Here is a 19,079-nt window from a genome sequence, read left to right as displayed (position 1 = left end):
CCCGGGCGTACCGTGTAGCCCGAGGAATTACGCAGGGACCGCCTGCGCCCTCGTCGTCATGACTCTGCGGCCATTCTCTTCCAGCAACGCGACTGCCGGACGCACACGCCCACCCCCTGCATCGGGGCGATCGGGGCGACGCGGAGGCGTATCGCGTAGCCCCGCCAAAGCCCCTGCTCCGCCGACACGTATGGCCTTCATGGGAGGGCATGCCTTCGCTTAGGCAATGGATTTACTTGGCCCGACATCACCCCTGCTCCAAAAGGGGGGCAGGGGAGTGCAGAGGGGCCTGGGGGGAGCCGCCCCCCGGCCCCTCTGCCAGCCGATTCAAAAGCTCCCGCTTTTGAATCGGCTGTTCCCCCCACAATGAATTTCTGCCGTGGCGCAACAGCAACGTCTCCTTCATTGCCACCCGACGAAAAAGCCCCCGCGTGTCCAACACGCGGGGGCTTGATTCCATTCCTTGAGGTCGATTATCCACCCAAATACGACTTCTGCACTTCCGGATCATCCATGAACTCGCTGGTGGGCCCTTCCTTCAGCACCTTGCCGTGCTCCAAGAGGTAGGCCCGCTGCGCGAACTTCAGCGCCATGCGCGCGTTCTGCTCCACCAGCAGGATGGTGGTGCCCTGCTGGTTGATCTCCTTGAGCGACGCGAACACGCGCTTCATCAGCAACGGCGACAGGCCCATGGACGGCTCGTCCAGGATCATCAGCTCGCGGCCCGAGACGAACGCCCGGCCCACGGCCAGCATCTGCTGCTCGCCGCCGCTCATGGTCCCGGCCTTCTGGGTCTTGCGTTCCAGGAGGCGCGGGAAGATCTCGAACACGCGCTCGATGTCGTGGGCCACGGCCTCGGTGTCCTTGCGCGCGAAGGCCGCCAGCTTGAGGTTCTCGTGCACCGTCAGGTTGCCGAACAGCCTGCGGCCCTCGGGCACGTGGGAGATGCCCAGCTGGGAGACAACCTTGTCCGGGGCGTAGGAGCGCAGGTCCTTGCCCTTGAAGGTCATCACGCCCTCGCTGATGGGCACCACCTGCGAGATGGCCCTGAGCGTGGTGGTCTTGCCCGCGCCGTTGGCCCCGATGATGGTGACGATCTCGCCTTCCTCGATGTGGAAGTCGATTCCCTGCAGGGCGCGGATATTGCCGTAGGATACGTGGAGGTTTTCTACCTTGAGCATTAGTCTTCCTCTTCTCCCAGGTAGGCTTCGATGACCTTGGGGTGGTTCTGCACCTCTTCGGGGTCCCCTTCCACCAGCACCTCGCCGAACACCAGGGCCTGCACGTGGGAGCACAGGTCGCGCACGAACTTGAGCCGGTGCTCGATGAGGAAGATGGCCAGGTTGAAGCGCTCGTGCACCAGGCGCACCACGTCGATGACCTCCTGGAGTTCCTCGGGGGTCATGCCCACGGTGGGCTCGTCCAGGAACAGGACCTTGGGCTCGGTGACCATGGCCCGGGCCATCTCCACCCGGCGCTGGGCGCCGTAGGGCAGGTTGACCACCAGGGCCTCGGCGAACTGGTCCACGTGGAATATCTTGAGGTATTCCATGGCTAGGTCCGTGGCCTCCTGCTCCTGGCGGTTGCGCTCCGGCGTGTCGAAGAACGCGCCCAAGAGCCCGTAGCTGAGCTTGGAGTAGCGCGCCATCTTCACGTGTTCGAGCACGGTCATGTGCCGCCAGAGGCGCATTTCCTGGAAGGTGCGCGCCAGGCCCAGGCCCGCGATCTCGTTGGGCCGCTTGCCCCGGATGCTCTGGCCGCCGAAGCGCACGTCCCCGTCCGTGGGCGTGTAGATGCCGGTGATGAGGTTGAAGATGGTGGTCTTGCCCGCGCCGTTGGGCCCGATGAGCCCGGTGATCTGCCCCGGGTCCAGGGTCAGGTTGTATTCGTTCACCGCGCGCAGGCCGCCGAAGTTGTGGCCCATGTTGATGACTTCGAGGAGTGCCATGCTATTTCTCCTCCCTGGGTCCGAAGACGCTGCGGATGTTGAAATCCCTGAAGGAGAAGAGCCCGGTGGGCCGGTAGATCATGACCAGGATGAGCAGGAGCGGGATGCAGATCCATTTGATGATGCCCAGAGGCCGCAGGGCCTCGCCCAGCACGCTGATGCTCACCGCGCCGACGATGGAGCCGGTCACGGAGTTCAGCCCGCCGAAGTAGACCATGGCCAGGACCTCGGCCAGCTTCTGCACGCCGAACATGGCCGGGTTCACGTACCTGAGCACGTGGGCGAAGAGCCCGCCGGCCACGCCCGCCCAGAACGCGCCGAACAGAAAGGCCGTCATCTTGGTCTTTCTGGTGTCCACGGTCATGGCTTCGGCCGCGGATTCGTCGTCGCGCACGGCGTTGAGCGCCTTGCCCAGGGTGGAGGTCACGAAGTTGTTGATGATCCAGATGCCCAGCATGACCACGCAGAAGACCACGGGCAGGGTGGCCCAGTCGGGCTGGCCCGACAGGCCCCTGGGGCCGCCCAGGGATTGGACGTTCTCGAAGAAGCTTTTGACGATGAAGAGGAACGCCAACGAGATAATGGCCAGGTAGTCGCCGCGCGTCTTGAAGGACGGGATGGCGATGATCAGCGCCCAGACCGAGGCGACGAGCCCGGCGAAAATCAATCCCAGGGGGAAGGTCAGGTAGGCCTGGGCCCAGGTGAAGGCCGCGTCGCCGATGACCTTGTCGTCCACGAACAGGCCCACGGAGAACAGGGACGCCGCGTAGGCCCCCAGCGCCATGAACCCCGGGTGGGAGCACGAGAATTCACCCATGTAGCCGTTGATGATGTTCAGGCTCAGCGTGAGCAGGATGGCGATGAGCATCAGCTTCAGGGTGATCAGCCGGTAGTCGCTGACGTCGGCCCACACGTGGCAGGCGGCATAGAGGATCGCCAGGTGCACCACTGCGGCGACGATGAGCGGCTTGTCGGCCATGGCCTTGGCCACGGCGTTGGCCGGGGCCTTGAGGACCTTCAGGGTAACGGCCATGGGCAGGACGTAAATGCAGCAGACGAACACCAGGGCCGCGGGGATGTCCACGAGCCTGACGTCGGCGAAGGGTATCTCTCCGGATATGGAGGAAACCACGTCCGCGATGACCTTGAAGGTCACGTTGATGCCGACGAGCACGGGAATCTTGGCCAAGCCCAGCAGGCCCGCCAGGGCCGGGCCGAACCAGCGCTCCAGCAGTACGCAAACCAGGGTCCCGGCCAGCCAGGCCAGAAGCGGCACCCCGGACGCGGCCCGCTTGAAGGCCTGAATGATTCCGCCTCGCGAGGAGGGGATTTGGGTCGTATCTTCCATGATCTATCCTTGTGCGCTTGCGGTCTGTTAGAGCCGGAGCTTGGCGCTGTAGGCCTCGCCGAACAGGCCGTGGGGCCTGAAGATGAGGATGACCAGAATGATGGAATAGGCGATCAGGTCGCGCAGGTTCGAGCCGATGTTCAGGCTGAACAGGTTGTTCACGACCATGATCAGGGGCACCACCATGACCTCGATGAACCCGAGCATGAAGCCCGCTATGCAGGCCCCCATGATGGAACCGCGCCCGCCCAGGATGGCGGCCACGAAGGCCTTCCAGCCGAAGGTCACGCCCATGTAGGCGTCCAGCACCGGGTAGGCCAGGCCGAAGAGGATGCCCGCGGCCGCGGCCAGGGCCGAGCCGATGCCGAAGGTCATGGCCGCGATGGTGTTCAGCGGCACGCCCACCAGGGGCACCACGGCGAAGTCGTAGGCCATGGCGCGCATGGCCATGCCCCATTTGGTGCGCATCACGAACTGGTGCAGGGCCAGCATCAGGCCCAGGGAGACCAGGACGATCATGATCTTCTTGTTGGTAACGAAGACCCCGCCGATGTTGTAGGTCTCGCTCTGGATCAGCGCTGGAAATTTGAGCCGTTCGGCGCCCAGGAACAGGAGGTTGCCCGTCTCCAGGATGATGCCGATCATAAGCCCCGTGATGGCGGCCGAGGCGCGCGGCGCCTGGCGCAGGGGGCGGTAGCCCACGCGCTCCACGAACACGCCCACGAAGGACGTCAGGAACATGGAGACCAGGATGGTGATGACCAGCACCACCCAGCCGGGCATGATCGCCGCCGCGCCCGTGCCCACCAGGGCCAGCAGCCCCGTGGCCACGGCCAGGCCGATGTAGGCCCCGACCATGAATATGTCGCCGTGGGCGAAGTTGAACAGCATCAGGATGCTGTAGACCATGGAGTAGCCCAGCGCGATGAGGGCGTAGAAACTCCCCCACTGCAGGGCGTTGATCATGTTCTGAAAAAGGAAGGTCAGCGTCATGCGAAGGACTCCCAAGACAAAGGCCGGGGATGCGGGTCCCTGGCCCGGGTTGCCGGCGAGCGGTCGGTTCCGTCCCGGTCTTGATGTTCAGGGCGGCCCGCGGTGGCGGGCCGCCCTGTGGATTGGTCGGTTAGGGGCAGACGGACTTGTGGAAGCTGAACTGGCCCTGGTCGTCGATCTTGACCACCACGGCGCACTTGATGGGGTCGCCCTCGGGGGTGAAGGTCATGCCGCCGGTGATGCCCGGGAACTCCTTGACCTTGCCCAGCGCGCTCATGATGGCGTTGCGGTTGGCCTTGAGGTCGCCGGACAGGGAGCCCGCGTCGGAGATGGCCTGCAGCATCAGCCTGGTGGAGTCCCAGGTCAGGGCGGCCACGTCGTCGGGGGTCTTGCCGTACTTGGCGGCGTAGGCGTCGATGAATTCCTTGGTCGCGCCCTGCGCGCCGGCGGCGGCGTAGTGGGTGGAGAAGTAGTAGCCCTTGCAGGCGTCGCCGCACAGGCCCATGAGGTCGCCGGAGCCCCAGGAGTCGGAACCCAGGATGGGCTTGTTCCAGCCCATCTCGCGGGCCGCGTTCACGATGAGCGGGACCTCGTTGTAGTACTGGGGCACGAAGAGCACGTCGGCGCCGGACATGACGATGTTGGTCATCTGCGCGCCGAACTCAACGTCCTTGGTGGTGAAGGACTCGAAGGCGACCACGGAACCGGGCCCGTGGATCTCCTCGAAGGCCTGCTTGAAGAACTCGGCCAGGCCCTTGGGGTAGTCCGAGGCGATGTCATAGAGCACGGCGGCCTTCTTGGCGCCCAGCTCGTTGGTGGCGAACTTGGCCACCACGGGGCCCTGGAAGGGATCGAGGAAGCAGCCGCGGAAAACGTAGGGCCGGTCCAGGGTGGTGTTGGGGTTGGTGGACCAGGGGCTGATCATGGGCGTGGCGTAGTTGTTGGCGATCTCGCCGGCGGGCACTGCCTGCTTGGAGGACTGCGGGCCCACGATGCCCAGGACCTCGTCCTCGGTGATCAGCTTGGTGGCGGCCTTGACCGCGGATTCGGCCTTGGATTCGTTGTCCTCGTACACGAAGGTCAGCTTGTACTTCTTGCCGCCAACGTCCACGCCGCCCTTGGCGTTGATCTCTTCCTTGAGCATCTCCGCGGCGTTCTTGGAGGACTGTCCCACGTCCGGGATGTCGCCCGTGAGCGGAATGTTGAACCCGATCTTGATCGTTTCGGCGGCCAGGGCCACGCTCGCCATGAGAAACACGGCGACCAGCGCCATCAAGGCAACGCGTTTCATCGAACTACCTCCTCGGTGAATAAAAAAAGAACCGTTCGCATCTGACGATAGCACGAACTACATGAAATCTTATCAAAAGAAAAGCAGATGGAATATTCAAAAATGTGCAAAAACGTACCCCCTCGCATGCGAAAACGCCATTTTGTGGGTCGGTTTTCATAAAAATCGCCAAATGCCCAGAAGTTGCGGGTGCTCAATTTTGTCAATTCGCCGCAGCGGATTTTTTGAGAAACGTATCGGATTTCTTGGAGAAGCCCCCGGCCGCCGAGGAGCCTGCCCCCGGGGGCGGGACATGGCCTCCGCGCCTCTTCCCACGGGGCCTGAGCTGTTGTCAGAATGGGCGAATTGAGGTAGCTCAAAGGGCCTCGGAACAGGCGCTATCCTGTCCCGGCACAAGGAGAACGTCATGTCCCAGGATCCGCGTAGCATAGTGTTGGAGCATTCGGCGGCCGGCTGCGAATTGCGGGAGAAATTCTTCCGCGAATGCGCGGACAAGGTCGTGGGCGTGGCGCGCGACCTGGCCGTGGCCCTGGCGCGCGGGGGCAAGATCCTGTTCGCCGGCAACGGCGGATCCGCGGCCGACGCCCAGCACCTGGCCGCGGAGTTCGTGAACCGGTTCCTGCTGGAGCGGCCGCCCCTGCCCGCCCTGGCCTTGACCACGGACACTTCCATACTTACCGCTGTGGGGAACGACTACGGCTTCGACCACGTGTTCGAGAAGCAGGTCCTGGCCCTGGGCCAGCGCGGCGACGTGCTGGTGGCCCTCTCCACCTCGGGCAACAGCCCGAACCTGGTGCACGCCCTGCGCGCCGCCAGGGAGCGTGGGGTGGCCACGGTGGGCCTCACCGGGCAGGGCGGCGGCGAGATGGCCCCGTTCTGCGACAGCCTGCTCATGGTGCCCGGCAAGCACACGCCCCTGATCCAGGAAGTGCACATCGCCGCGGGGCACCTGCTCTGCCAGCTGGTGGACCACTACCTGTTCGAGGCCGTGATGGAGTTGCAGCCCTATCTCAATGGGGAGTAGCCCGGAAACGCGAAGTACACGGAGGAAGTGGATGCCCATATACGAATTCAAATGCGGGAGTTGCGGCAAGGAGTTCGAGGAGATCGTCTTCGATTCCGAGCTGCACGTGAAGTGCCCGTCCTGCGGGTCGGAAAAGACCGACCGCCTGATGTCCTGCTGCAGCCACAAGTCCGCCGGAGCGGGAGGCTCCGTGAGCCAGGCCTCGTCCTCGGGCGGGTGTGCGGGCTGTAGCGGCGGCAACTGCTCCACCTGCCATTGAACGCCCATAGCGGCTTGTCGGCGTTGTCGCTGCGGGGAAAATGATCCCTCGCGTATTGGGATACGCGTCGGGCCCATTTTCCCCTTGCTCCTAGCCGCCAAACCACTCTGGGCGTTCAATGGGGGGCACTGTGGGCGAGCTTTGGCGGCTCTGCCGAAAGATTTCCTCAAACCACCCGGAATCCATTCATGAACAGCATCACCATCGCCACTCGCGGCAGCAAGCTGGCCCTGTGGCAGGCCAACCATGTGAAGTCGCTCCTTGAGGCGCGGTACCCCGGCATCCAGGTGGAGCTCCTGGTCATCAAGACCACGGGCGACAAGATCCTGGACGTGCCCCTGGCCAAGGTGGGAGGCAAGGGCCTGTTCGTGAAGGAGATCGAGGAGGCGCTCCTGGACGGACGCGCGGACCTGGCAGTGCACAGCATGAAGGACGTGCCCACCGAGCTGCCCAAGGGGCTGGTGGTGGGCGTGATCCCCGAGCGCGAGGACAACACCGACACGCTCCTCTCCGTGCACTACGGCTCCCTGGCCGAACTGCCCCAGGGCGCGGGCGTGGGCACTTCCAGCCTGCGCCGGGCCTCGCAGCTGAAGGCCCTGCGCCCGGACCTGGACGTGCGCGACCTGCGCGGCAACGTGGACACGCGCCTCAGAAAGCTCGTGGAGGGCCAGTACGATGCCATCGTCATGGCCACGGCCGGGTTGAAGCGCCTGGGCCTGGCCGCGCCCAGGCAGTCGCCCCTGGCCCCGCCCGAATTTTTGCCCGCCGTGGCCCAGGGCGCCCTGGGCATCGAATACGCCGAGGGCGGCCCCATGGCCGAGACCCTGGCCTTCCTGGACCACCGCGAGTCGCACATCACGGTGCTGGCCGAGCGCGGGTTCCTCACGGGCCTGGACGGCGGCTGCCAGGTGCCCATCGCCTCCTGCGCCGAGCTTAAGGGCGACGAGGTGCTGCTCACGGGATTTTTGGCCGACGTGGACGGGACGAACCCCATCCGCATGCAGGCCCGGGGGCCCGTGGACAAGGCCTTCGATCTGGGCCTGGAGCTGGCCGAGAAGGTCAAGGCCGCCGGAGGCGGGGAGATTCTGGCCCGAGTCTACGCCCAGAATTAGCAGGCCGCCCCAAAGGCGCAACCTGCTTCGTCAGCGAAAAAATCCAGACCGCTTATGTATGCCTAATACACTGCGCGTCCTGGATTTTTCCGCTTCCTCGCATCTCACGCCTTTGGAACGGCCTGCGGGATGGATTTGATTACATTTTTCGAGGCGCGGCCCATGTTTTCCGCCCGTCCCGCCCTGCGGGGCGGGCGGTTTCGTTTGCGGCGTTCTCCTGATATGCTGCGCGCAAAGGAGGGGGTGCCCATGATTCGTTTGCTTGTGGCCCTGTGCTGCGTCCTGGCCCTGGCGGGCCCGGCGGCGGCCGCCGACAACCAGGGGGAGGAGCTCCTGCAGTGCGTGACCGTGAAGTGGAACGCGGGCCGCACCTATCCGCCCAGCGTGCGGGTGGAGGTCTGGGTCTTCGCCAAGGCCGTGGCCCAGGGCGTCCTGGACCTGGAGCACGGGGGGCTGGATTTCGACTATGAGGACGGGTTCGTGCTGGCCAGGGGCCGGGTCGAGGCTTCCTTCAAACCCCTGGAAGGCAAGGGCGAGCTGCGCCTGGCCGCCCTGGAGGCCTCCTGCGATCTTTCCGGGGCCTTCCCGGTCAAGCCCCGCAAGCTCGCGGATATCGCCTTCGAGACCAAGTTCGACTACTGAGCCGCCCGGCGATTCAACAAATCGTCGAGGAAGTCATTTCCCCCAGGCCGTTCACAAATAGTGAGATGCAAGGCGCAAAAAAAATGCAAGACCGACGCGTACTCCCCGTACGCGAGGTTTTGCATTTTTTGAAGCAACGCAGCAGATCGCTGTGTGTGGATGGGCTGGGCCCCCGGCGCGTGGGGATCGCGCCGGGGGCATTTGTTCGCAGGAGCCTGCGGTATCCTAGAGAGCCTTGTGGCAGAACCACCAGTCGTAACCTTCGTACTGCTCAAGGCGCGTCTTGGCGCTTTCGTGGTCCATGGCCGGGGGCACGATGCCCCGGTCCTTGATGAGTTCGTTGTTGGGCCACCCGGCGGGCAGGGCCACGCCCTTGCCGTCGGAGGTCTGCAGGGCCTTCACGATGCGCAGGATCTCGTCCATGTTGCGGCCGATCTCCTGGGGGTAGTAAAGCATCAGCCGCAGCACGCCCGCCGGGTCCACGATGAACACCGCGCGCACGGTGTTGGAGCCCTTGCCCGCGTGCAGCATGCCCAGGCGCTCGGCCACCTGGCCGCGGTCGTCGGCGATGACCGGGAACTGGATGTCCACGCCCAGCTTCTCGCTGATCCAGTCGATCCATTTGATGTGCGAGAAGACCTGGTCGATGGACAGGCCCACCAGCTCCGCGTTCAGGGCCTTGAACTCGTCGTAGCGCTTCTGGAAGGCCACGAACTCCGTGGTGCATACCGGGGTATAGTCGGCGGGATGGCTGAACAGCACCAGCCACTTGCCCTTGTAGTCGCCGGGCAGGTTCTTTACGCCGTGGGTGGTGTTGACGGTCAGCTCCGGAAAGTTGTCGCCGAGCAGGGGAAGAGTGTTTTCCATGATAAGCCTCCTAAATGGGTTCGTGTTTATTGTTGAGAATAGTTACTAATAAACTCGCTCGGGTGCGTCAAGTATTTTTAGGAATAATTCTCAATAAAGATTTTTGGCAAATTATATCAGCTGAGAAACAGGGGTTGGAGTCAAGAGAGGAGGGAAGGGGAAAAGGCGGACTTCAAAGGCACACGGCCCCGCGCAGTCACCTGCGCGGGGCCGTGTGCGTGGCGGGAACCGGGTGCTCAGCCTGCTGCGGCCTTGCGTTTTTCCGCGGCCTTGGCGGCCAGGTCGTCGGTCTCCACCAGGTAGATGGTGCGCTCGCGCTGGTCGTTCATGCGGAATTCGATGAGACTTTCGTCCTCAAGCATGTGCAGGGCCTTGTCGATGCTTTCCTTGTTGGTGTTGAAGGAGATGGACAGGAGGTTCAGGGTGTCGAGGTAGTTCAGGTCGCGCATGCCGTGCTTGCCGTAGAGGCTGAGGACGTTGCAGATGCCCAGGAACAGGTTGGGCACGCGTAGGGACTTGGCCGTGGCGGTCTTCAGGCGGTGCACCAGCACGTTCAGCAGCGTGGCGATCATGGGCGGGCTTTGGCGGACGAATTCTTCGAAGGCGTCCTTGCGCACCTCCACGACCTTGGAGTCCTCCAGGGCCACGGCCGTTGCCGTGCGCTTCTCGTCGCCCAGGAGGATGGCCATCTCGCCGAACATGGATACGGGCTTCAGGATGGCGAAAACCTTTTTCTTCCCGTCCACCATTTTGGAGATCTCCACCCGGCCCTCCTTGAGCAGGTAGGCGGAGTCCCCTTTTGTCCCCTCTCCGAAAATCACGGAATATTTGAGAAAATTACGGACCAGAAAGGAGCCCTTGGACTGGGACATGCGTATCCTCCGGCTGGACGTAGGCGTACGGGAAGTGCGCGGGACGCACGGGTGTTTGTTTTCCTATAGCCCGTTTCAGGCGTCGGGACAACGAATAAGAGCGCAGGCCGCAAAAGCGGGAAAGGCTGCGCCGGGGCGGCGCGGGAAGGCTCAGAAGCGGGTCATCGCCCCTTCGCTGGCAAAGAAGATGTCCTCGGGCATGTGGCTCGCGGTGAGCTTCATTCGGTACCCGAAGGTGATGAACAGGTCGCTCTTGGTGGGCAGGGAGTCGGGCTTAAGCAGGAAGGAGAAGGGGATGCCTTCGCCCTGGTTCAGGGGGCCGGGTTTGCAGACCCGCAGGTCCTGGGCGATGACCCTGCCCGAGGCGTCGGAGAGATAGGCGGCGAACCAGATGTCCGCCACGGTGTCCGCCCAGGCGGGGGTGGTCCCGGCCACGGGATAGGCCGTGCCCTGCACGCTGAACTGGTCGCGCACTGACACGATGCGGTAGTCGAAGCGCCAGAACTTCATGGCCAGGCTCTGGTCGGAATCCAGGGCCCAGGGTTGGCGTACGAGATGCTTGACGTTGGTGCTGGAGCAGCCCGCCAGGAGGCAGAGGCAGATGAGGGCGAGGAGGCAGGCGGCCGTGCGTTTCATTGGCGCTTTCCGGAGGTTGGCGGGGCTGGTTGTTTCATGAGTTCGGGGCCGCTTTGCGGGCGGTCCGTCAGGCGTTCAACTCCGGAAAACCTTGCACCATCATCTCGGCCAGAGTCAAGTTCACCTTGGACAGGCGCGTCATTTTCGCGCCCAGGAAGTCCATCTCCAGCTTGGCCAGGTCGCGGTACAGAGGGGTGCGGTCGAGGGGCCGGACTCCGGCGTCGGCGGGAAAGCGGAAGCAGCCCGGGAAGTCCCGCACCTGGCCCATGGACCCGGCCAGCACGTGGGGCACCCCGTGCAGGCGGCAGATCATCAGGCGGTGGGCGTACAATCCGCACAGGCCGTCGTCGTTCAGGGGGCACATGGCGTCGGGCCGCTCCCCGCGCGCCAGGGCCTCGCGCGCCAGGCGCACGTATTCGCGGGCGCGGGCCATGTATTCCTCGCGGCGGGCTTGGTCCAGGGCGTCGAGGCCCTTCATCAGAAAGGCCCATTCCACGTAGGTATGGTGCTGGAAATAGCTGGTGCAGCAGTTGTTCGGGCAGCCCGCGCAGCTGAAGCCCGTGTCCGCCGCGCAGGCGTCGTAGGCCGTCTGCATGCGTCCGTACAGGGCCTCCAGGCGGCGGAACACGTTGCTGCGCGTGGGCTTCATTCGTCCTCCCCCGGGATCAGGCCCTGCTCGCCGAGCCATTTGGCCGCGGCCTCGGCGCAGGCCGGGGCCGAGGAGCCGGAGCTCGGGAGCGTGAGGTCCGCGGCGGCCTCGTACAGGGGCCTGCGCTCGCGGTACAGGTCGTCGAAGCTCTGGCCGTCGGCGATGGCCAGGCCGCGGCCCCGGGCGTCGCCCACGCGCTTGCGCGCCTCTTCCAGGCCGGGCTCCAGGTGGATCACCGGTCCCAGCTCCTTGAGCCGGGCCACGGCGCGGGGCCCGTAGATCACGCTGCCTCCGGTGGAGACCACGGCGCGCTTGAGGTTCAGCCCGGCCACTACCTCTTCCTCGGCCTCAAGGAAGCGCTCCCTGCCCAGGGCGTCGAACACGGCCTGCAGCTCCTGGCCGAAAAAGGCCTCGATGAGGAGGTCCGTGTCCACGTGCGCCCAGCCCAGGCGTTCGGCCAGGGCTGCGCCCACGGTGGACTTGCCCGCCCCGGCCATGCCCACGAGGGTCACGCAGGGGCAGTTGGTGCGTTGGGAGACGATGGTGCTCATGATGGTTGTCCTCCGCCGACGGGCGGTACCCGCGAAATGCTGCAAAACCACGGTTCTGTCAAGGCTTCCCAGGACATGCGGGGCGGAGTATCCTCGACCCATGGAACGACGCATTCCCTGCAACGACACGGCCGGAGCCCTGCGCGCGGCCATGGCCCAGGGGCACGCGGGCCCGGAGCACACCTCCCTGGTGCTCTACGACCTGGACCGCCTGCGCGCCCGGGCCCTGGAGGCCGTGGAGGCCTTCCCGCCCGGGACCCTGCACGCCGTGGCCGTGAAGGCCAATCCCCTGGCCTCCGTGCTGTCCTTCATTCGCGGCCTGCACCCGGACCTGGGCGCGGAGGTGGCCTCCCTGCCCGAGCTGCACATGGCCCTGGCCGCCGGGTTCGAGCCCCGGCGCATCCTTTTCGACTCCCCGGCCAAGACCGGGGAGGAGATCGCCCTGGCCCTGGCCGTGGGCGCGCACCTCAACGTGGACAATTTCCAGGAGTTGGAGCGGGTGGCCGAACTGGTGCGGACCCGGGGCGCGGTGAAGTCCTCCGTGGGCCTGCGCGTGAACCCGCAGGTGGGCGCCGGGGCCATCCCGTCCACCTCCGTGGCCGCGGGCGTGCACAAGCTGGGCGTGCCCGTGGGCGAGTGCCGGGCCCAGATCCTGGCCGCCCTGGAAAAGTACCCCTGGCTCACGGCCCTGCACTCCCACGTGGGCTCCCAGGGCTGTTCCCTGGACCAGCTCACGGCCGGGGCGCGCGTGCTGGCGGACCTGGCCCGCGAGGCCGGGGGCCGGGTGCGCACCCTGGACATCGGCGGGGGCCTGCCCGCGACCTACGCGGCCGGCGATCCCAAGCCGACCCTGGGCGACTACGCCCGGGCCCTGCGCGAGGCCTGCCCGGGGTTCTGGGCCGGGGAGTTCGCCTTGTGCACGGAGTTCGGCCGCGCTGTGCATGCCGGGGCCGGGTTCGCGGCCTCGCGCGTGGAATACGTCAAGCCCCACGGCGGCATGCCCATGGCCGTGATCCACCTGGGCGCGGACATGTTCCTGCGCGAGTGCTACAACCCCGGGGACTGGCGGCACGAGGTCCTGGCCCTGGACGCCTCGGGCCGGATCAAGGAGGGCCCCGCCATCGCCCAGCGCGTGGCCGGACCCCTGTGCTTCCAGGGCGACTTCCCGGCGCGAGAGGCCCCCATGCCCGCCCTGGAGCAGGGGGACTGGGTGCTGGTGCGCGACGCCGGGGCCTACACCCTGTCCATGTGGTCGCGCTACAATTCCCGCCAGATGCCCCAGGTCCTGGGCTTCGAGCGCCGGGACGGTGGGTACGCCTTCACGGTCCTGCGCAAGCGCGAGAGCGTGGAGGACGTGCTCCGCTTCTGGTCCTAGTCTTTTTGCTGTCCACGAAAAACGGGCCGATCCCCGAGGGGACCGGCCCGTTGTGCATGCAATGTCGTCTTAGTTCCTGCGGAATATTTAAAAGTCTTTCCCCGCAGGCCGTTCAAAAGATGTGAGATGCGAGGAAGCGGAACAATCCAGGGCGCGCAGTGTATTGGACATACATAAGCGGTCTGGATTGTTTCGCTGACGAAGCAGATCGCGTCTTTGGGGCGGCCTGCTATGCCCTGTGCTGGCGGCCGTTGCCGCCCCGGCGGGAGTCCACCGGGTGGATGAGCACGCGCTTGAGCGGGCCCTCGCCCTTGGAGCGGGTGCTCACGGACTCGTCGTCCTGCAGGGCCATGTGCACCAGCCGCCTGTGGTATGAGGACAGGGGCTTGGTGCTCTGGGTGCGGCCCTGGTCCCTGGCCTTGTCCGCCAGGTACAGGGCCAGCTTGCGCAGGTTGTCGTCCTGCTTGTCGCGGTAGTCCCCGGCGTCCAGGTGCACGCGCAGCGAGGTCTGGAACCTGCGGGCCAGGATGCGGTTGGCGATGTACTGCAGGGCCGTGATGGTTTGGCCCTCGCGGCCGATGATCAGGCCGGAGTTGGCCTCGTCGTCCACCTGGACCTTGATGCGCCCGGGCTCGTTGCTCACGGTGAGGCTGGTCTCCCCGATGATGGGGGCCAGGAGTTTCTCCATGACCTCGCGCACCTCGGCGTTGAGGGTCTCCAGGTCCGGCTCCGGCTCCCGAAGGTCCGGGCGCTCGTCTTCGGCCGGAGCGGGGGCGGCGGGGGCCGCCTCGGGGGCGGGCTCCGCGGGTTTGGCCTCGGCCTTGGGCGCTGCGGGCTCTTCGGCGGGCGGTTCGGGCACGGCGTCCAGCACGGACTCCCCCTTCACCAGGTCGGCGAAGGGCTCGCGCTTTTCGCGCAGCCGGGCCTTGACCACGGCCTTCTTGCCCATCAGCCCGAAGATGCCGGACGAGCCGCTGGAAACGATGTCGATCTCCAGCTTTGCGCGCTCCACGCCGAAGTGCGCGCAGGCCGCCGCGATGGCGGCGTCTAGGTCCTTATCCGTGAACTCCTTGAATGCTTGCATCAAAACTCCTCGCGAGGGTGGCGCGCCTGACGGCTGGGCCTGGCAAAGCTTGGTTGCTTCTGGCTATGCCTTGCGGGTCAGGGACCACTGCTGGGCGATGGAAAGGACGTTGTTCACCAGCCAGTACACCACCAGTCCCGAGGGGAAGTTCAGGAACAGGAAGGTGAAGATTACCGGCATGAAGAGCATGACCTTGGCCTGGGTCGGGTCCCCGGGAGCGGGCGTCATCTTCTGCTGCAGGAACATGGTCGCGCCCATGATCAGCGGAGTGATGTAGTAGGGGTCCTTGGCCGAGAGGTCGGCCAGCCAGATCATGTCGGTGAAGGGCAGGTGCGGGATGAAGCTGGCGTGGCGCAGCTCGATGGCCCCCAACAGCGCCTGGTAGAGCCCGAAGAACACGGGGATCTGCAGGGCCATGGGCAGGCAGCCGCCGGCCGGGTTGACCTTGTAGGTCTTGTAGAGCTGCATCATCTCCTGGTTCATCTTCTGGCGGTCGTCCTTGTACTGCTCCCTGATCTTGGCCATCAGCGGCTGGATCTTCTTCATGGAGTTCATGGAGCGGTAGCTCTTGTTGGACAGGGGCCAGAACACGATCTTGATGATGATGGTCAACAGGATGATGGCCACGCCCCAGTTGCCCACCCAGCCGTACAGGAAGTTGAGCAGCTGCAACAGAGGCTTGGACAGGATGTCGAAGAACCCGTAGGTCACCAGCTCGTCCATGCCGTGGGGGGCGGCGGCCAGGGTCTTGGCCGTGACCGGGCCGAAGAAATAGGTGTTGGTCACCTCGCGCATGCCGCCCGCGGGCACGTCCACGTTTTCCTTGTCCACCTGCAGGCGGTACAGGCCGCCGTCATAGCGGGCGTGCATGGCCAGGTCGCCCTCTTCGGGGGTCACGGCCATGGCGAAATAGTTGCTCTGGACGGCGCTCCACTGCAGGGCGTCGCGCCGGGAAAGGCCCTCGCCCAGGTCGCCGGTGTCGTTCTCGTTGTCCACGCCATCCTTGTCCAGCCAGGACACGCGCGTGGGGTTGTAGCGGTCGTTCTCCGCGGACAGGGCCTTGCTGGCCAGGGTGAAGCCCAGGCGTCCGGACAGGGGGGTGGCCCCGGCGTTGACCAGGGACACGCGCTCCTGGATCAGGTAGCTGTCGGCCTTGAAGGTCAGGGTGCGCTTGACGTGCAGGTCGCCCAGGGCGCCGGAGAAGGTCACGCTGGTCTCGCCGCCGGGCTCCAGGGCCACGGCGGGCGCCTCGGGGGCGGCCCACTGGGCACCGCGCCAGGTGCCCTCGCCGTTCCACAGCAGGCCCAGGAGGCCCTTGTTCACGGCGTCGGGGGAGACCAGGTTCACCAGGGGCGCGCCGTCCTCGATGCTTTCCTTGAAGTTCTTGAGCTCGAAATCCGTGAGCACGCCGCCGGCGGAGTTGAACACGGCCCTGAACAGGGGGGTGTCCACGGTCACGTCCTGGCCCGCGGCCGGGGTGAACGCGGGCGGGGCAACGGGAACCACGGGCGCGGTGGGCGCCACGGGGGCCGTGCCGCCTTCCTGTCCGGGCTGCACCTGGGCGGTTTCCTGTCCGGGCTGCACGGGCTGCTGCTTGGGGCTGAAGAAATACGACCAGCCCACCAGGACGATGGTGCACAGGACGATGGCCAGTATGGTGCGCTTGGTATTGTTGTCGTTGTCCATGATCTTAGGTCCCTGTGGAGGTGTTGGCCTGCGTCGACCCTGCGGGCGCGCCGGATGGTTTCGGGGGTACGGGGTCATAGCCGCCCTTGCATAAGGGGTGGCAGCGCAGGAGCCGCAGCAGGGTGAGCCAGGAACCCTTGAGCGCGCCGTGCACGGTCAGGGCTTCCAGGGCGTAGGCGGAGCATGTGGGAACGAACCTGCACGTGGGCGGGAAAAGAGGGGAAATGGCGCGCTGGTAAACGCGGATGAGCAGACAGAGTACGGTTCTCATGCTCTATGGCCTGCGGGGGTTACCCCGTCGTAGGGCCTGGCGCGCGCTGGGTCCTGTCCAGGAGGGGGAGCAACTCCTCCCTCACCGTGTCCATGTCGAGGCGCTTGGCGTCCACATGGCGCTTGGGCACGACCACATAGTCCACGGGGGTCTGGATGCGGTCCCTGTTCAGGCGGAAGAACTCGCGCAGCAGGCGTTTAATGCGGTTCCTGCGAACCGCGACCCCCAATTTCCTGCTCACTGCGACCCCGAGTCGCCAGGTCGTCTCGGGGTCGGGGTTGGGAAGCGCGAAAAGCAAGAAATGCCTGGAATGGAATTTCTTCCCGTGGTCGTAGCAGGCCAGGAACAGGGGCCGCCTCAAAAGGCGGTTTTCACGCGGAAAAGCTAGACGGCTAATCTCTTGCGTCCCTTGGCGCGCCTGCGGCGCAGCACCGCGCGGCCGTTTTTGGTGCGGGAGCGGACCAGGAAGCCGTGGGTCCTCTTCCTTCTGGTTTTGCTGGGTTGATATGTTCTTTTCATGGCTGTTTCTCCTTAGCGGGTGATGTAAACGCGACTTGTTAACCGTTGCACGGGGCGAAGTCAAGCCGCCACCGGACGCGCCAGGGGGCTTGGGCCGGGGCCGAACTGTGTGCCCCAGGGTTGGTTCGATGTCAAGACCGGAGAGCGGGCCGTTACCCGCCGATGAGTTGAAGGGCCATGCGCGGCAGGCTGTTGGCCTGGGCCAGCATGGCCGTGGCCGTCTGCGACAGGATCTGGGCGCGCACGAACTGCGTCATCTGCAGGGATACGTCCACGTCGGAGATGCGGGACTCCGAGGCCATGAGGTTCTCGGCCATGATCTCCAGGTTGGTCACGGCGTAGAGCCGGTTCTGCAGGGCCCCGAGGTTGGCGCGGATCTTGTCCTTGGAGACGATGGCCTCGTTCAGGGCCGTGAGGGCGTGCTGGGCCGCGGACTGGGTGGAGATGGAGAAGCCCGCGCCGGCGGCCGACGAGTTGCCCACGCCCAGGGCCGAGGCCGTGATGTCGCCTATGGAGATGTAATAGTAGTCCTCGGCGCAGTCGTTGCCCGAGCCGAAGTGGACCTTGAGCGGGCCCGTGGCCACCAGGCCCGAACCCCTGTGGGCCGAGTTCTCGCCCGAGAGGTTGCCGTTGAGCAGATGGATGCCGTTGAAGTCCGTGGCGTTGGCGATGCGGGTGATCTCCGAGGCCATGGCCTGGTACTCGGAGTCGATGATCAGGCGCTGGTCGGAGTTGTAGGTGCCCGTGGCCGCCTGCTCGGCCAGCTCCTTCATGCGGATGAGTTTCTCGTCCACCACCTGGGCCGCGCCGTCGGCGGTCTGGATCAGGGAGATGGCGTCGTTCACGTTGCGCACGCCCTGGTGCATGCTGGCGATCTCCGAGCGCATGAGCTCGCGGATGGCCAGGCCGGCGGCGTCGTCCGCGGACGAGGTGATGCGCAGGCCCGACGACAGGCGGCTGACGGATTCCGTCAGCATGCCGAAGGCCGTGCCCAGGTTGCGCGCGGCCGTGGTGGACATCAGGTTGTGATTGATGACAAGGGACATGGGGCCTCCGTCTCGCTCGGTTGTCCTCAATCCTATTGGGTCGGTCCCAGACTCAACATCTATCGGAGGGGAGGAGGGAAATCTTTAGGGTTGCCAGGCGTTTTTGGGGAAATCGCGCGATTTTCCCGCCGCCTTGGCCGTGCACGGGCCTTGACCCGGGCGCCGGGGCTGGGGCAGAGCATGGGAAAGAAACCCCAACGGAGACAGGAGCATGGACAATCCCGTAGCCGCCTACAACGAGGCGCGTCTGAACAGGATGAAAAAGGCCCTGGCCCGCAACAACTTCGAACCCTACGTGGTCGCCGGGGCCGGGGCGGCCAAGGCCCTGGTGCTGGACGAGCTGCTGCCGCGGCTCATGGAGGAGGAGAAGGTCAAGAGCGTGTCCTTCGGCGGGTCGATGACCCTGGTGCACACGGGCATCTACGAGGGGATCAAGGCCGTGGAGGGGCTGGAGGTGCTGGACACCTACGACACGGGCAAGCGGCGCTACGAGGTCCTGGCCATGCGGCGCAAGGCGCTCACCGTGGACCTGTTCCTGTGCGGGGCCAACGCCATCACCGAGCGCGGGCGCATCGTGAACCTGGACGGCACGGGCAACCGCGTGGCGGCCATGGCCTTCGGCCCCAGGTTCGTGGTGGTGGTGGCCGGGCGCAACAAGCTGGTGCCCAACCTCACGGCCGCCTTCGAACGGGTGCGCAACTACGCCGCGCCCCTGAACTGCATGCGCCTGGAGCGCAAGACGCCCTGCGTGAAGACCATGCGCTGCGAGGACTGCACCGCCCCGGACCGGATCTGCAACACCTGGTCCATCACCGAGAAGTCCTGGCCCAAGAACCGCATCAAGGTTATCCTGGTGGACCAGGAACTTGGATTGTGACCACGAGTTCGTAGGGCGCGCCCGGAGCG

The 19,079-nt window shown here is 65.5% G+C and carries 22 protein-coding genes; 6 read left to right on the top strand and 16 right to left on the bottom strand.

All coding sequences use genetic code 11. From position 1 onward, the window contains the following. Positions 1-473: 473 nt before the first annotated feature. The 5 genes from ACYYG1_RS03400 to ACYYG1_RS03380 all read right to left on the bottom strand — a co-directional run bounded on the left by ACYYG1_RS03400 (position 474) and on the right by ACYYG1_RS03380 (position 5,580). Complete coding sequence (locus ACYYG1_RS03400) at positions 474-1,181, bottom strand: ABC transporter ATP-binding protein (protein ID WP_461208870.1); 708 nt, start codon at positions 1,179-1,181, stop codon at positions 474-476. Then, entirely contained in the window at positions 1,181-1,948 is a 768-nt protein-coding gene (locus ACYYG1_RS03395) for an ABC transporter ATP-binding protein (RefSeq protein ID WP_461208869.1), read from the bottom strand. Before ACYYG1_RS03395 ends, ACYYG1_RS03400 begins: the two co-directional genes overlap by 1 nt. 1 nt (position 1,949) lies before the next feature. Next, the gene (locus ACYYG1_RS03390; protein WP_461208868.1) at positions 1,950-3,296 is read right to left on the bottom strand and encodes a branched-chain amino acid ABC transporter permease; all 1,347 of its coding nucleotides are present in this window, start codon (positions 3,294-3,296) and stop codon (positions 1,950-1,952) included. Between the two features lie 27 nt (positions 3,297-3,323). Further along, on the bottom strand, positions 3,324-4,289 hold the full coding sequence (locus ACYYG1_RS03385; protein ID WP_461208867.1) for a branched-chain amino acid ABC transporter permease: 966 nt from the start codon (positions 4,287-4,289) through the stop codon (positions 3,324-3,326). 130 nt (positions 4,290-4,419) lie between these two features. Then, positions 4,420-5,580, bottom strand: a complete 1,161-nt coding sequence (locus tag ACYYG1_RS03380) for an ABC transporter substrate-binding protein (protein WP_461208866.1) — start codon at positions 5,578-5,580, stop codon at positions 4,420-4,422. 406 nt (positions 5,581-5,986) lie between these two features. Here ACYYG1_RS03380 and ACYYG1_RS03375 point away from each other — a divergent pair, with 406 nt between their 5' ends. The 4 genes from ACYYG1_RS03375 to ACYYG1_RS03360 all read left to right on the top strand — a co-directional run bounded on the left by ACYYG1_RS03375 (position 5,987) and on the right by ACYYG1_RS03360 (position 8,617). Next, positions 5,987-6,604 (top strand): D-sedoheptulose 7-phosphate isomerase, encoded by a 618-nt coding sequence (locus tag ACYYG1_RS03375; RefSeq protein ID WP_461208865.1) that lies wholly within the window; start codon positions 5,987-5,989, stop codon positions 6,602-6,604. Between the two features lie 31 nt (positions 6,605-6,635). After that, positions 6,636-6,863: an FmdB family zinc ribbon protein gene (locus ACYYG1_RS03370; RefSeq protein ID WP_461208864.1), complete on the top strand. Its 228-nt coding sequence runs from the start codon at positions 6,636-6,638 to the stop codon at positions 6,861-6,863. Positions 6,864-7,051: 188 nt separating this feature from the next. Next, the gene (gene hemC, locus ACYYG1_RS03365; protein WP_461208863.1) at positions 7,052-7,975 is read left to right on the top strand and encodes a hydroxymethylbilane synthase; all 924 of its coding nucleotides are present in this window, start codon (positions 7,052-7,054) and stop codon (positions 7,973-7,975) included. Between the two features lie 249 nt (positions 7,976-8,224). Further along, positions 8,225-8,617 carry a hypothetical protein gene (locus ACYYG1_RS03360; protein ID WP_461208862.1) on the top strand — a complete coding sequence of 131 codons (393 nt, stop codon included), beginning with the start codon at positions 8,225-8,227 and terminating at the stop codon, positions 8,615-8,617. Positions 8,618-8,842: 225 nt separating this feature from the next. On the opposite strand, the gene ACYYG1_RS03355 is transcribed toward ACYYG1_RS03360, so the two are convergent. From ACYYG1_RS03355 to thrB, 5 genes are all read right to left on the bottom strand, one after another. Beyond that, positions 8,843-9,484, bottom strand: a complete 642-nt coding sequence (locus ACYYG1_RS03355) for a peroxiredoxin (protein ID WP_461208861.1) — start codon at positions 9,482-9,484, stop codon at positions 8,843-8,845. Between the two features lie 236 nt (positions 9,485-9,720). Next, complete coding sequence (locus ACYYG1_RS03350) at positions 9,721-10,356, bottom strand: cyclic nucleotide-binding domain-containing protein (protein ID WP_461208860.1); 636 nt, start codon at positions 10,354-10,356, stop codon at positions 9,721-9,723. Between the two features lie 150 nt (positions 10,357-10,506). Next, complete coding sequence (locus ACYYG1_RS03345) at positions 10,507-10,992, bottom strand: hypothetical protein (protein ID WP_461208859.1); 486 nt, start codon at positions 10,990-10,992, stop codon at positions 10,507-10,509. 67 nt (positions 10,993-11,059) lie between these two features. Continuing rightward, positions 11,060-11,641, bottom strand: coding sequence for a hypothetical protein (locus tag ACYYG1_RS03340; protein ID WP_461208858.1), 582 nt, complete (start codon positions 11,639-11,641; stop codon positions 11,060-11,062). Continuing rightward, the gene (thrB, locus tag ACYYG1_RS03335; protein ID WP_461208857.1) at positions 11,638-12,192 is read right to left on the bottom strand and encodes a homoserine kinase; all 555 of its coding nucleotides are present in this window, start codon (positions 12,190-12,192) and stop codon (positions 11,638-11,640) included. The genes ACYYG1_RS03340 and thrB overlap by 4 nt, the downstream gene beginning before the upstream one ends. A 100-nt stretch (positions 12,193-12,292) precedes the next feature. Here thrB and ACYYG1_RS03330 point away from each other — a divergent pair, with 100 nt between their 5' ends. Beyond that, a complete protein-coding gene (locus ACYYG1_RS03330) occupies positions 12,293-13,567 on the top strand; it encodes a type III PLP-dependent enzyme domain-containing protein (RefSeq protein ID WP_461208856.1) in 1,275 nt (424 codons plus the stop codon). A gap of 229 nt (positions 13,568-13,796) precedes the next feature. Here the strand turns inward: ACYYG1_RS03330 and ACYYG1_RS03325 are convergent, their stop codons facing one another. From ACYYG1_RS03325 to ACYYG1_RS03300, 6 genes are all read right to left on the bottom strand, one after another. Further along, positions 13,797-14,651 (bottom strand): Jag family protein, encoded by an 855-nt coding sequence (locus ACYYG1_RS03325; RefSeq protein WP_461208855.1) that lies wholly within the window; start codon positions 14,649-14,651, stop codon positions 13,797-13,799. A 63-nt stretch (positions 14,652-14,714) separates the two neighbouring features. Continuing rightward, positions 14,715-16,337, bottom strand: a complete 1,623-nt coding sequence (gene yidC / locus ACYYG1_RS03320; RefSeq protein ID WP_461208854.1) for a membrane protein insertase YidC — start codon at positions 16,335-16,337, stop codon at positions 14,715-14,717. A 4-nt stretch (positions 16,338-16,341) separates the two neighbouring features. After that, positions 16,342-16,608, bottom strand: coding sequence for a membrane protein insertion efficiency factor YidD (gene yidD / locus ACYYG1_RS03315; RefSeq protein ID WP_461208853.1), 267 nt, complete (start codon positions 16,606-16,608; stop codon positions 16,342-16,344). Positions 16,609-16,627: 19 nt separating this feature from the next. Continuing rightward, positions 16,628-17,005, bottom strand: coding sequence for a ribonuclease P protein component (gene rnpA / locus ACYYG1_RS03310; RefSeq protein WP_461208972.1), 378 nt, complete (start codon positions 17,003-17,005; stop codon positions 16,628-16,630). Beyond that, complete coding sequence (gene rpmH / locus ACYYG1_RS03305) at positions 16,993-17,127, bottom strand: 50S ribosomal protein L34 (protein ID WP_243547311.1); 135 nt, start codon at positions 17,125-17,127, stop codon at positions 16,993-16,995. The genes rnpA and rpmH overlap by 13 nt, the downstream gene beginning before the upstream one ends. 152 nt (positions 17,128-17,279) lie before the next feature. Further along, on the bottom strand, positions 17,280-18,173 hold the full coding sequence (locus ACYYG1_RS03300) for a flagellin N-terminal helical domain-containing protein (RefSeq protein WP_461208852.1): 894 nt from the start codon (positions 18,171-18,173) through the stop codon (positions 17,280-17,282). A gap of 211 nt (positions 18,174-18,384) precedes the next feature. On the opposite strand from ACYYG1_RS03300, the gene ACYYG1_RS03295 reads away from it, so the two are divergent. Then, a complete protein-coding gene (locus tag ACYYG1_RS03295; protein WP_461208851.1) occupies positions 18,385-19,050 on the top strand; it encodes a lactate utilization protein in 666 nt (221 codons plus the stop codon). The last annotated feature ends 29 nt before the right edge of the window (positions 19,051-19,079 follow it).

The organism is Desulfocurvus sp. DL1XJH-121 (genome assembly GCF_054819825.1).
The sequence above is the reverse complement of the archived record's forward strand: the minus strand, read 5'-3'. Positions and strand labels throughout refer to the sequence as shown.